This is a genomic window from Citrobacter freundii complex sp. CFNIH4 (genome assembly GCF_002934505.1).
Lineage (GTDB): Bacteria > Pseudomonadota > Gammaproteobacteria > Enterobacterales > Enterobacteriaceae > Citrobacter > Citrobacter freundii.
Genome location: NZ_CP026231.1, coordinates 116,256 through 129,484 on the forward strand (window position 1 = coordinate 116,256; position 13,229 = coordinate 129,484).

8 protein-coding genes are annotated in these 13,229 nt (G+C 53.0%); 1 reads left to right on the forward strand and 7 read right to left on the reverse strand.

Features of this window, described 5'->3' with window-relative positions; translation table 11 throughout:
- Position 1: 1 nt before the first annotated feature.
- Genes rsmA through lptD form a run of 4 tightly spaced genes read right to left on the reverse strand, consistent with a single transcriptional unit; the run spans position 2 to position 5,505 of the window.
- Entirely contained in the window at positions 2-823 is an 822-nt protein-coding gene (gene rsmA, locus C2U41_RS00595; protein WP_003018865.1) for a 16S rRNA (adenine(1518)-N(6)/adenine(1519)-N(6))-dimethyltransferase RsmA, read from the reverse strand.
- Entirely contained in the window at positions 816-1,808 is a 993-nt protein-coding gene (gene pdxA, locus C2U41_RS00600) for a 4-hydroxythreonine-4-phosphate dehydrogenase PdxA (protein WP_032948498.1), read from the reverse strand. The genes rsmA and pdxA overlap by 8 nt, the downstream gene beginning before the upstream one ends.
- On the reverse strand, positions 1,808-3,094 hold the full coding sequence (gene surA, locus C2U41_RS00605; protein WP_003018860.1) for a peptidylprolyl isomerase SurA: 1,287 nt from the start codon (positions 3,092-3,094) through the stop codon (positions 1,808-1,810). Before surA ends, pdxA begins: the two co-directional genes overlap by 1 nt.
- Positions 3,095-3,147: 53 nt before the next feature.
- Positions 3,148-5,505, reverse strand: coding sequence for an LPS assembly protein LptD (gene lptD / locus C2U41_RS00610; protein WP_048216843.1), 2,358 nt, complete (start codon positions 5,503-5,505; stop codon positions 3,148-3,150).
- Positions 5,506-5,780: 275 nt separating this feature from the next.
- Here lptD and djlA point away from each other — a divergent pair, with 275 nt between their 5' ends.
- Positions 5,781-6,596 (forward strand): co-chaperone DjlA, encoded by an 816-nt coding sequence (gene djlA / locus C2U41_RS00615; RefSeq protein ID WP_003845702.1) that lies wholly within the window; start codon positions 5,781-5,783, stop codon positions 6,594-6,596.
- Between the two features lie 95 nt (positions 6,597-6,691).
- On the opposite strand, the gene rluA is transcribed toward djlA, so the two are convergent.
- The 3 genes from rluA to polB form a co-directional block, all read right to left on the reverse strand.
- Positions 6,692-7,351: a bifunctional tRNA pseudouridine(32) synthase/23S rRNA pseudouridine(746) synthase RluA gene (rluA, locus tag C2U41_RS00620; RefSeq protein ID WP_048216842.1), complete on the reverse strand. Its 660-nt coding sequence runs from the start codon at positions 7,349-7,351 to the stop codon at positions 6,692-6,694.
- A gap of 11 nt (positions 7,352-7,362) precedes the next feature.
- The gene (gene rapA / locus C2U41_RS00625; RefSeq protein WP_048216841.1) at positions 7,363-10,269 is read right to left on the reverse strand and encodes an RNA polymerase-associated protein RapA; all 2,907 of its coding nucleotides are present in this window, start codon (positions 10,267-10,269) and stop codon (positions 7,363-7,365) included.
- A 131-nt stretch (positions 10,270-10,400) separates the two neighbouring features.
- On the reverse strand, positions 10,401-12,752 hold the full coding sequence (gene polB, locus C2U41_RS00630; RefSeq protein WP_044712949.1) for a DNA polymerase II: 2,352 nt from the start codon (positions 12,750-12,752) through the stop codon (positions 10,401-10,403).
- Between the last annotated feature and the right edge of the window lie 477 nt (positions 12,753-13,229).

Below are 13,229 nucleotides of genomic sequence, written 5' to 3' on the forward strand. Positions count from 1 at the left end.
TTTAACTCTCCTTCGATGGCGCGTTTTCTGACAGATAGTTAGCCATCCGGCAGTATTGCGCGACAGAGATATTTTCCGCTCGCATCGCCGGATCAACGCCCAGCTCTGTCAGTACTTCAACGCTAAATAGGTTGCCGAGACTGTTACGTACCGTTTTACGGCGCTGATTAAACGCTTCGGTGGTAATACGGCTCAGCACACGAACATCTTTAACCGGGTACGGCATCGTCGCGTGAGGGACCAGACGCACAACAGCTGAATCAACTTTAGGCGCTGGCGTAAATGCGGAAGGCGGTACTTCAAGTACCGGGATCACATTGCAGTAATACTGCGCCATGACGCTTAATCGACCATACGCTTTACTGTTTGGCCCTGCAACCAGACGATTGACCACCTCTTTTTGCAACATGAAATGCATGTCGGCAATGGCATCAGTATAGGAAAAAAGATGGAACATGAGCGGCGTGGAGATGTTGTACGGCAGGTTGCCGAATACACGCAGCGGCTGTCCCATCGTTTGTGCCAGTTCGCCGAAGTTCATGGTCATGGCATCTTGCTGATAAATCGTCAGCTTAGGCCCTAAAAACGGGTGTGTCTGTAAGCGTGCTGCCAGATCGCGGTCCAGTTCGATGACCGTGAGCTTGTCCAGACGTTCGCCTACTGGTTCGGTCAATGCCGCCAGGCCTGGGCCGATTTCGACCATAGCCTGACCTTTCTGCGGGTTGATAGCAGAGACAATACTTTCGATCACAAACTGATCGTTGAGGAAGTTCTGCCCGAAACGTTTACGGGCTAAATGGCCCTGATGGACTCGATTATTCATTGGTATTAACAATCATTTTGATGGCGAGATTAAGCGCCGTAATAAAACTGCCGACATCTGCTTGTCCACGGCCCGCGAGTTCAAGTGCGGTGCCGTGATCGACGGATGTGCGAATAAAGGGCAGGCCCAGCGTGATATTCACACCGCGACCAAATCCCTGGTATTTTAGCACGGGGAGACCCTGATCGTGGTACATTGCCAGCACGGCATCCGCGTGGTCGAGATATTTGGGCTGAAAAAGCGTATCTGCGGGCAGCGGGCCGTTTAATTTCATCCCCTGCGCACGCAGTTCATCGAGTACCGGAATGAGGGTGTCTATCTCTTCCGTTCCCATATGACCGCCTTCACCAGCATGCGGGTTAAGACCGCACACCAGAATATGTGGATCGGCAATGCCGAACTTAGTGCGTAAATCATGATGCAAAATGCCGATCACTTCCTGAAGCAGGGCGGGCGTAATGGCGTCGGCAACGGCTCTGAGCGGCAAATGCGTGGTTGCCAGGGCAACGCGCAGCTCTTCGGTCGCCAGCATCATAACAACTTTCTTTGCCTGTGAGCGCTCTTCAAAAAACTCGGTATGCCCGGTAAACGGAACGCCTGCGTCATTGATTACGCCCTTGTGAACCGGACCGGTGATCAACGCCGCAAACTCACCTTGCAGACAACCATCGCAGGCGCGAGCCAGCGTATCCACTACATATTGCCCGTTTTCTACCGCCAACTGACCCGCGACAGCAGGTGCCCGCAGCGCAACCGGTAACAGCGTCAATGTGCCTGCTGATTGCGGTCTGGCTGGGGTATCTGGAGAGTAGGGGAGGAGTGAAAGCGGTAAACCGAGCATCGCTGCCCGGTCACTGAGAAGTCCTGCATCCGCACAGACAACGAGTTCTACAGGCCAATCGCGCTGGGCGAGCTGAACCACCAGGTCCGGGCCAATCCCGGCGGGTTCGCCGGGAGTGATAACAACACGTTGAGTACGAGCCATTAGTTGCTCAGAACTTTAACGTAAGCGCTGGCGCGCTGTTCCTGCATCCAAGTTGCTGCTTCTTCCGAGAATTTACGGTTCATCAGCATACGGTAAGCTCTGTCTTTCTGCGCCGCGTCAGTTTTATCAACGTTACGCGTGTCCAGCAGTTCGATCAGATGCCAACCGAAAGAGGAGTGCACCGGGGCGCTCATCTGGCCTTTATGAAGTTTGGTCAGCGCATCGCGGAAAGCTGGGTCGAAAATATCCGCTGCAGCCCAACCCAGATCGCCGCCCTGGTTGGCAGAGCCTGGATCCTGAGAAAACTCTTTAGCGGCTGCCGCGAAGGTAGTTTTACCGCTCTTAATATCTGCCGCGATTTGTTCCAGCTTCAGACGCGCCTGCTGATCGGTCATGATCGGCGACGGCTTAAGTAGAATATGGCGGGCGTGAACTTCAGTCACGGAGATGCTCTGGCTTTGGCCACGCATATCATTGACTTTCAGGATGTGGAAGCCGACGCCTGAACGAATTGGGCCGATGATATCGCCTTTTTTCGCAGTGCTTAACGCCTGGGCGAAGATACCCGGCAGCTCCTGAATACGTCCCCAACCCATCTGGCCGCCTTTCAGCGCCTGCTGGTCAGCGGAATAAGTAATAGCCAGTTTGCCGAAATCGCTACCGTTACGCGCTTCATCAACAACAGAGCGTGCCTGGCTTTCAGCCGCGTTAACCTGGTCGGAAGTTGGGTTTTCCGGTAATGGGATCAGAATGTGGCTCAGGTTAAGTTCGGTGCTGGCATCGTTTTGGTTGCCTACCTGTTGCGCCAGGGCATCCACTTCCTGAGGCAGGATAGTGACGCGACGGCGAACTTCGTTGTTACGAACTTCAGAGATGGTCATCTCTTTGCGGATCTGGCTACGATAGGTCGAATAACTTAAACCATCCTGTGCCAAACGACTGCGCATCTGATCCAGCGTCATGTTGTTCTGCTTGGCGATATTGGCAATAGCCTGATCCAACTGCTCGTCAGAGATTTTAACACCCATCTTCTGACCCATTTGCAGGAGGATTTGATCCATGATCAAACGTTCCAGGATCTGATGACGCAGCGTGGCGTCGTCCGGTAACTGCTGACCAGCCTGACCCGCATTAAGTTTTACTGACTGCATTAAGCCATCGACGTCGCTTTCGAGAACGACGCCGTTATTGACGACGGCTGCGACTTTATCGACTACCTGTGGGGCAGCGAAACTGGTATTCGCGATCATGGCGATACCGAGAAGCAGCGTTTTCCAGTTCTTCATACTTTTTCCATTTCAATTAACCGCGATGCGGATTACGTTGTAAATCAATCAGATCATAAAGAGCTTTGATACGGCAAAATGTTTGAACGCAACATTTGGTTGGTGCCGAGACCGTAGTTGGAGCTCAGGCCGCGCAGTTCGATATTAAAGCCGATCGTGTTGTCATAAATCGCGTGTTTCTGGGTGTTATCCCAGCCGTTCAGCTTACGTTCGTAACCGAAGCGAATGGCGTAACAGCAGGAGTTGTACTGCAGCCCCAGCATTGAATCTGCTTCTTTGTTCACGTTGGTATCGAAGTAGTAAGCGCCAACAATCGACCAACGGTCGGCGATTGGGAAGCTTGCCACTGCGCCCACCTGTGAGATCCCGTTTTTATACTGCTCTGCCGTAGAGTAGTAAGACGGCAGAGTAGCCTGGATATACTCCGAGCTGGCATAACGGTAGTTCAACTGCAGCATACGGTTTTCGTCGCGACGATATTCGATACTGCTGCTACTGGTTGCAACGCTGTCCAGACGGGTATCGTACTGGATCCCACTGCGTAACCCCCAGCGATCGGAGATGCGCCAGTAGGTATCGCCCGCCCATACCAGTGAGCCCGTTTTGTCATCATTCTCCCATTTAATGTTGTCATCGCCGGTGCGAGACTCGGTGAAATAGTAGATTTGACCCACGGATATATTAAAACGTTCAACGGCTGCGTCATCATAAACGCGAGATGTGACCCCAGTCGTGACCTGGTTGGCGGAGGCAATGCGGTCCAGACCGCCATAGGTACGGTCACGGAACAGGCCGCTATAGTCGGATTGCAGCAGGGACGAGTCATAGTTATAGATATGACTTTGGTCGCGATACGGTACGTACAGGTACTGCGCACGCGGCTCCAGCGTCTGGGTATAACCCGGCGCCAGCATTTGCATGTCGCGCTCAAACACCATCTTGCCGTCAACTTTAAACTGCGGCATGACGCGGTTAGCTGAATCATCGAGCTTGGTGTTCTGCGGGTTGCTGTTGTACCAATCCAGATTAGTCTGCTGATAGTGCGTTGCCAGCAGTTTTGCTTCGGTATTGATGCTTCCCCAGTTGTTCGACAATGGCAGATTGATGGTCGGTTCAAGGTGAACGCGCGTCGCTTCCGGCATGTTGTCGTTGGTGTTAACGAAGTGCACCGCCTGACCATAAATACGGGTATCAAACGGACCAACGTCATTCTGGTAGTAGTTGACATCTAACTGCGGCTGCGCAGAGTAGCTGTTACTGTTTTGCGCGTCGAAGACCTGGAACTGCTTGGTCGAAACTGTGGCATCAAAGTTCTGTACCGCGTAGCCGACGCTGAATTTTTGCGTGGCGTAGCCGTCGGTACTGGAACCGTATTTGTTATCGAAATCATTAAAGTAGCTGGTGTCGCTGACCTTGGTATAGTCAACGTTGAAACGCCACACCTGGTCCATCACCCCAGAGTGTTGCCAGTAAAACAGCCAGCGACGTGAATTGTCATCCTTCGGATGTTCGTCCTCATACACTTTATCGGAGTTCAGATAGTCGAACTCCATCAGGCCCGCACCTGCTTGCGTCAGGTAGCGGAATTCGTTTTCCCACATGATCCCGCCACGACGGTGCATATAATGTGGCGTGATGGTGGCGTCCATGTTGGGCGCAATGTTCCAGTAATACGGCAGGTAGAACTCAAAATAGTTATTGGTGGAATATTTTGCGTTCGGGATCAGAAAACCGGAACGGCGCTTATCGCCGACGGGTAACTGTAAATAAGGACTGTAAAAGACCGGAACCGGACCCAGTTTAAAACGGGCGTTCCAGATCTCTGCGACCTGTTCTTCACGGTCGTGGATCACCTCGCTACCGACGACGCTCCAGGTATCGGAACCTGGCAGACAGGAGGTAAAGCTACCGTTTTCCAGAATGGTATAACGGTTTTCCCCACGCTGTTTCATCAGATCGGCTTTCCCGCGTCCCTGACGGCCCACCATCTGGTAATCACCTTCCCAGATGTTGGTATCTTTGGTATTCAGATTCGACCAACCCTTCGGCCCCTTCAGAATAACCTGATTGTCATCATAATGGACATTGCCCAGCGCATCGACGGTACGTATTGGCTCCGGCTGGCCTTCAGCCTGCTTCTGATGAAGCTGTACTTCGTCGGCCTGCAGGCGGCTGTTACCCTGTGCGATGTCCACGTTGCCGGTAAACACCGCGTCATCGGGATAATTCCCTTTAGCGTTGTCGGCATTGATGGTGACGGGTAATTCATTAGTCTCGCCCTGTACCAGAGGACGGTCATAGCTCGGCACGCCCAGCATACACTGTGAGGCGAGATCGGCTGTCAGGCCCTGATGGCTATAGAGGGCACTGGCAATCATGGTGGCCAGAAGAGTGGGAATACGTTTTTTCATACGTTGTATTTATTGTTCCATCATCAGTAGCGTCGCGCGTGACAAACGGTCACAGCCTAACTTATCTCATCTTCACTGCGCTAGTGTTAATCCTGCCCATTTAGGCATCCGTGGTGTTAGGCACGGCATTGAATGACAGGTATGATAATGCAAATTATAGGCGATGTCCCACAATTGACCGCAGCCGTAAATCGGTAAAAGCACCTTATATTGTGGGACATAGCCTGATATTGTGGGACATAGCCTGGCTGAGAGCATAAAGATTTGGGGAGTCTATGCAGTATTGGGGAAAGATAATTGGTGTAGCCGTGGCCTTAATGATGGGTGGCGGCTTCTGGGGTGTGGTTCTGGGGCTGTTAGTTGGCCACATGTTCGACAAAGCCCGCATGCGCAAAATGGCGTGGTTTGCCAACCAACGTGAACGCCAGGCGCTGTTTTTTGCCACCACTTTTGAGGTGATGGGACATCTGACCAAATCCAAAGGTCGCGTCACGGAAGCCGATATTCATATCGCCAGCCAGTTGATGGATCGGATGAATTTGCACGGTGACTCGCGAACGGCTGCACAACACGCCTTCCGGGTAGGAAAATCGGATAATTATCCATTACGTGAAAAGATGCGTCAGTTTCGCAGCGTCTGTTTTGGTCGATTCGATCTGATCCGCATGTTTCTGGAAATTCAAATCCAGGCGGCATTTGCCGATGGGTCGTTACATCCTAATGAGCGTGAAGTGCTGTATGTGATTGCTGAAGAGTTGGGGATCTCACGTACCCAATTTGATCAGTTCCTGCGCATGATGCAGGGCGGCGCACAGTTTGGCGGCGGATATCAGCAGCAGTCTGGCGGCGGTGGCTGGCAGCAGGCGCAACGCGGCCCGACGCTGGAAGACGCCTGTAATGTGCTGGGTGTGAAAACGACCGATGATGCGACTACCATAAAGCGCGCTTACCGTAAGCTGATGAGCGAGCACCATCCGGACAAACTGGTCGCGAAAGGTCTGCCGCCAGAGATGATGGAAATGGCGAAGCAAAAAGCGCAGGAAATCCAGAAGGCTTACGAGTTAATCAAAGAACAAAAAGGCTTTAAATAATAATTATGCCGGATGCGGCTAGTGCCTTATCCGGCCTACGGTAATGAATGTAGGCCGGGCAAGCGAAGCGCCCCCGGCATAAATTGGCTCAGAATTTAAAAATCCGCCGGGACTTTAAACGTCATACTGTTGCCGTATTCGGGATGCGTGATGGTTAGCATCTCGGCGTGCAGCAGCAGGCGGGGTGCCAACGCCAGCGCTTCGGGCGTAGCATAGAAGCGATCGCCGAGGATTGGATGCCCTAACGCCAGCATATGCACACGCAGCTGGTGGGAGCGTCCAGTAATCGGTTTAAGCACGACCCGGGCGGTGTTATCCGCCGCGAACTCCACTACTTCATACTCTGTCTGCGCTGATTTCCCGGTCTCATAACACACTTTTTGCTTTGGCCTGTTCGGCCAGTCGCAAATCAGCGGTAAATCAACCAGACCCTCGGCCGGAGCGGGATGCCCCCAGACGCGTGCCACATACTGTTTTTTCGGTTCGCGCTCGCGAAACTGGCGTTTTAGCTCGCGCTCTGCCGCTTTGGTTAGCGCGACTACAATCACGCCGCTGGTGGCCATATCCAGACGATGGACGGATTCAGCCTGCGGATAGTCGCGCTGAATACGCGTCATCACGCTGTCTTTGTGCTCATCCAGACGACCCGGCACAGACAACAAACCGCTCGGCTTGTTGACCACCATAATGTGCTCATCCTGATACAGGATGACCAACCAGGGTTCCTGCGGCGGATTGTAGTTTTCCATCCCCATGTATGGCTCCGTTACTGATGCGTCACGACGATCAGGCGCAGGGCATCCAGACGCCAGCCCGCCTGATCCAGGCTTTCCATCACCTGCTGACGGTTGCTTTCAATTGCGCTGAGTTCGTCATCACGGATGTTCGGGTTAACGGCACGCAGCGCTTCCAGACGGGAGAGTTCCGCAGTCAGTTTTTCGTCCGCTTCTTTACGCGCCGCGTCGATCAGCGCGCGGGCTGATTTTTCCACCTGCGCTTCACCGAGTTGCAGAATAGTATGAACGTCTTGCTGCACGGCGTTGACCAGTTTACTGCCGGTGTGGCGGTTAACGGCGCTGAGCTGGCGGTTAAAGGTTTCGAACTCAACCTGTGCAGCGAGGTTATTGCCGTTTTTATCCAGCAGCATACGTACCGGCGTTGGCGGCAGGAAGCGGTTCAGCTGCAGCTGTTTCGGCGCTTGCGCTTCAACCACATACACCAGCTCAACCAACAGAGTTCCAACCGGCAATGCTTTGTTTTTCAACAACGAAATGGTGCTGCTGCCGGTGTCGCCAGAGAGGATAAGATCCAGACCATTACGGATTAACGGATGCTCCCAGGTAATAAACTGAGCGTCTTCACGCGACAGAGCGACATCACGCTCAAACGTAATGGTGCAGCCATCTTCCGGCAATCCAGGGAAATCTGGCACCAGCATATGATCGGACGGTGTCAGCACGATCAAATTGTCACCACGGTCATCCTGATTAATACCAACGATATCAAACAGGTTCATGGCGAAGGCGATCAGGCTGGTATCATCGTCCTGTTCTTCAATACTCTCAGCCAGTGCCAGCGCTTTTTCACCGCCGTTAGAGTGGATCTCGAGCAGACGATCACGACCTTGCTCCAACTGAGCTTTCAGCGCGTCATGTTGTTCGCGACAGGTTTTGATCAGATCGTCAAAGCCATCGGTATTTTCTGGTTCAGCCAGGTAGCCGATCAGATTGTTATAGACCGTGTCGTAGATGGTACGGCCGGTCGGGCAGGTGTGTTCGAACGCATCCAGACCTTCGTGGTACCAGCGCACCAGCACGGATTGTGCGGTTTTTTCCAGGTACGGGACGTGGATCTGAATATCATGCGCCTGACCAATACGGTCCAGACGGCCAATACGCTGTTCCAGTAGATCCGGATTGAACGGCAGGTCAAACATCACCAGATTGCTGGCGAACTGGAAGTTACGCCCTTCGGAGCCGATTTCAGAACACAGCATTACCTGAGCGCCGCTATCTTCTTCGCTAAACCAGGCTGCGGCGCGGTCACGCTCAATGATCGACATCCCTTCATGGAACACGGCTGCGCGGATACCTTCTCGCTCGCGCAGGACCTGCTCCAGTTGAAGCGCGGTGGTGGCTTTTGCACAGATAACTAATACTTTTTGCGAGCGGTGGCTGGTCAGATAGCCCATTAGCCATTCCACGCGCGGGTCAAAGTTCCACCAGGTGCCGGTATCGCCTTCGAATTCCTGATAAATCTGTTCCGGGTAGAGCATATCGCGCGCCCGGTCTTCCGCGCTTTTACGCGCACCCATAATGCCGGAGACTTTAATCGCCGTCTGGTATTGGGTCGGCAGCGGCAGCTTGATGGTGTGCAGCTCGCGTTTTGGGAAGCCTTTAACACCATTACGGGTGTTACGGAACAGCACGCGGCTGGTGCCATGGCGGTCCATCAGCATCGAAACCAGCTCCTGACGCGCGCTCTGGGCATCTTCGCTGTCGCTGTTTGCCGCCTGCAATAGCGGTTCAATGTCCTGCTCGCCAATCATGTCGCCTAACATGTTCAGCTCACTATTACTCAGCTTGTTGCCTGCCAGTAACATAGCGACGGCGTCGGCGACCGGACGATAATTTTTTTGCTCTTCAACAAACTGGGCGAAATCGTGGAAACGGCTGGGGTCCAGCAGGCGCAGACGAGCAAAGTGACTTTCCATACCCAGCTGCTCCGGTGTAGCGGTTAGCAGCAGGATGCCCGGCACACGTTCTGCCAGTTGTTCAATGGCCATATATTCGCGGCTGGGCGCGTCTTCGCTCCACACCAGGTGATGCGCTTCATCGACGATCAGCAGATCCCATTCGGCGTCACACAGATGCTCCAGGCGCTGTTTACTGCGACGGGCAAAGTCCAGCGAGCAGATGACCAGTTGTTCGGTTTCAAACGGGTTGTAGGCGTCGTGCTGCGCTTCTGCATAACGCTCATCATCAAACAGTGCAAAACGCAGGTTGAAGCGACGCAGCATTTCGACCAGCCACTGGTGCTGTAATGTCTCTGGGACGATGATCAGCACGCGCTCTGCGGCGCCTGACAGCAGCTGTTGATGCAGGATCATCCCGGCTTCAATGGTTTTACCTAAACCCACTTCGTCTGCCAGTAAAACGCGAGGGGCATGACGACGGCCAACATCATGGGCAATGTTCAGCTGGTGAGGAATCAGGCTGGTACGTTGACCACGCAAACCACTCCACGGCATACGGTATTGTTCGCTCTGAAATTTACGCGCGCGATAGCGCAGAGCAAAGCGATCCATGCGGTCAATCTGGCCGGCAAACAGGCGATCTTGTGGTTTGCTGAATACCAGTTTGCTGTCGAGTAGTACTTCACGCAGCATGACACCGGTTTCTTCGGTATCCAGGCGGGTTCCGATATAGGCAAGCAGGCCGTTTTCTTCTTTTACTTCATCGACATGCAGTTGCCAGCCTTCATGGCTTGTTATCGTATCGCCAGGATTGAACATCACGCGGGTCACGGGGGAATCACTGCGCGCATACAGACGGTTTTCGCCCGTCGATGAGAAAAGTAATGTGACGGTTCGCGCATCCATGGCGACAACGGTACCAAGTCCCAATTCGCTTTCTGTATCGCTGATCCAGCGTTGACCAAGTGTAAAAGGCATATATGTTCGGCTCTATATCTTTAGTTGCAGGCAATACTCACCCTCTGCCAGAGTAAAGTGGCAGCAAGTGTATTGGGGTCCAGGAATGGAAAGGGCGCTATGGTACTGGATGGCGACGGTTTCGTCACGCGTCAAAATAACCCCAGTTGCCCTGTGAGTAGTGTAGCAAAATTATCGTCAATAAAGGGAAGAATTCCCTCGGCAACGGGTTGGATCTGGCGTGTCAGATAATGCTCGTAATCGAGCACAGATAGCTGATAATCAACAGGTTCTGGGCCATTGACCGTCCAGACATATTTTATGGTTCCGCGATTTTGATACTGCGGTGGACGCCCCAGCTTTACATTCTGCTCATCGGCGAGGCGCGCGGCACGCACGTGTGGTGGAACATTTCGCTGGTATTCGCTTAACGGGCGGCGCAGGCGCTTGCGGTACACCAGTTGTTCATCCATTTCACCGGCCATCAGACGGTCAATAGTCTCGCGAACAAACTCCTGATAAGGTTCGTTACGAAAAATTCGCAGGTATAGCTCCTGCTGAAACTGTTGGGCCAGCGGCGTCCAGTCGGTTCGTACCGTTTCAAGTCCCTTAAACACCATACGTTGCTCAGCGCCGTCCTGAATCATCCCTGCATAGCGTTTTTTACTGCCGGTATCTGCACCGCGAATGGTCGGCATCAGAAAGCGACAAAAATGGGTTTCAAATTCCAGCTCCAGCGCACTGGTCAGGTTTTGTTGCTTCAGCGACTGCGCCCACCAGTCGTTGACATAGCTCACCAGCTCACGGCCAATCCGGGCGGCATCGTCTTCTGAGTGCGCCTTTTTCAGCCAGACAAAGGTCGAGTCGGTATCGCCATAGATAACGTCGTAGCCCTGAGCTTCAATCAGCGCTTTGGTCTGGCGCATGATCGCATGACCGCGCATGGTAATGGACGAGGCCAGTCTCGGGTCGAAAAAGCGACAGGCGGTGGTTCCCAGCACGCCGTAAAATGCGTTCATGATGATTTTCAGCGCCTGCGAGAGCGGCTTATTGCCGCGGCGTTTTGCTTCATCGCGACCATGCCAGATCCGGGTCACGATTTCCGGCAGGCAGTGCTTTTCACGTGAGAACCAGGCGTCAAGGAACCCTTCGGTGCTGTGCTCCGGATCCGGCTGCGCCATTCCTTCGATAAGCCCCACCGGATCGATTAAAAAAGTACGAATTATTGAGGGGTACAGGCTTTTGTAATCCAGCACCAGTACCGAGTCGTATAAGCCGGGGCGCGAGTCCATCACGTAGCCACCGGGGCTGGCGTGAGCGGGGACTTCACCCAGGTTCGGTGCCACATAACCCGCCCGGTGCATTCGTGGCAGGTAGAGATGTCCGAAGGCGGCAACTGAACCACCGTGCCGGTCGACCGGCAGACCGTTGACCGTCGATCGTTCCAGCAGAAATGGCATGATCTCGGTTTTATGAAAAATACGCGTGACCAACTCACAGTCTTTGAGATTGTAGGTGGCGAGCGCGGGCTTATCCTGGGCAAACCGGCGATCGATTTCGTCCATCCTGTCCCAGGGATTATCAATTGACTTCCCTTCGCCCAGTAGCTCCTGCGACACCGTCTCCAGTGAAAATGACGAGAAATTCCAGAATGCGGATTTGAGCGCCTCAATGCCGTCGATAATCAGGCGACCTTTAGCCTGCGCGAAGAACACGCCGTTTTTGAAGCCATGCTCGCGCCACTCCAGCTCGCTATTGTCACGACCAAAACGCAGGGGAATGCGGTAACGTTCGGCGTGCTTTTGCAGGACGCGTAAATCGAATTGCACGACGTTCCAGCCGATTATCACATCAGGATCGTGACGGGCAATCCAGTCATTGAGCTTTTCCAACAACTGCGGGCGGCTTGCAACGTACTCAAGTTCAAAATCCAGCGCAGAGGCATCACCGTTTGCCGGGCCGAGCATATAGACAATACGCTGCCCACAGCCCTCAAGACCGATGCAGTAGAGTTCGCCGTGGCGCGTGGTTTCGATATCCAGCGATACCCATTTTAGCGGTGGTCGATAGTCAGGGTTCGGCTTCAGGCGGGCATTAACCAGCATGTCGTCATGTCTGTCGCCTTCGACCCAAACAGGGGAGGTGATAAAGCGCTCCATCAGATACCGCTCCGGCGGCCGTACGTCGGCTTCGTAGACGGTGACTGCGTTTTCGCGCAGCAGTTTTTCCAGCCGCATAAGCTGGCGATGTGAGCGGCAATACAGGCCGGAAACGGGCTGGCGGTGGAAGTCTTGCAACTGAAGAGGCGTCAGGCGATAGCCGTTTTCAGTGCGTAATAATGACGTGACGCGAGGAACCTGACTGGTGGGAATAAACGCGACTGACTCCTGAGGCGCAAGCGTGACCTGCAGCGGCCCATCGTCTGTAGCCAGCCAGAATGAGACCTCAGTTCCCTGCGGAGTGTCCCGCCAGTGTCGGGTTAGAATAAAGCCTGCCTGCGCCACGCTGTGTATCCGTCAAAAAGCCAGACACTATTATAGCCTGGTTTACATGATTGTACTGTTATTTTGTACAGTTATTCGGCGTAAGACGCGGTACCCGCTGGAGTAAAAAGCGTCTCTGAGTAAAAAATGTGTTGTGTCAGCCTGGGTTATCTTCGTATTTAATATATGAATATCGTGCCTAAGACGAGTTGCAGTGAACTATTTTATTGGTGTGGCTGTTGTTTTAAATGGCGATTGTCCATCTGGGTTATGTATTGAATTGATATTATAAAGTCCATTATCGGATGTTTGCTGTTTTTCGGATTTGTACTTATTTATTTTTGCTACATCTTTCTCGGATTCAGGAAAAGTTACTTTTTTTATTTGTGTTTATTAATGGTTGATGTAAAGATTTTATTCGAAGCATCCGGATATGAGTTTGAAATATAATATATATTTAATCGTATTTATTGCCGAATAGAAACGGATTTTCAGTTC

What these genes read in the sequence shown, in the direction of transcription:
- rapA (WP_048216841.1), bottom strand. Translation starts at nt 10,269, where the DNA reads ATGCCTTTTACACTTGGTCAACGCTGGATCAGCGATACAGAAAGCGAA.
- rsmA (WP_003018865.1), bottom strand. Translation starts at nt 823, where the DNA reads ATGAATAATCGAGTCCATCAGGGCCATTTAGCCCGTAAACGTTTCGGG.
- lptD (WP_048216843.1), bottom strand. Translation starts at nt 5,505, where the DNA reads ATGAAAAAACGTATTCCCACTCTTCTGGCCACCATGATTGCCAGTGCC.
- surA (WP_003018860.1), bottom strand. Translation starts at nt 3,094, where the DNA reads ATGAAGAACTGGAAAACGCTGCTTCTCGGTATCGCCATGATCGCGAAT.
- pdxA (WP_032948498.1), bottom strand. Translation starts at nt 1,808, where the DNA reads ATGGCTCGTACTCAACGTGTTGTTATCACTCCCGGCGAACCCGCCGGG.
- djlA (WP_003845702.1), top strand. Translation starts at nt 5,781, where the DNA reads ATGCAGTATTGGGGAAAGATAATTGGTGTAGCCGTGGCCTTAATGATG.
- rluA (WP_048216842.1), bottom strand. Translation starts at nt 7,351, where the DNA reads ATGGGGATGGAAAACTACAATCCGCCGCAGGAACCCTGGTTGGTCATC.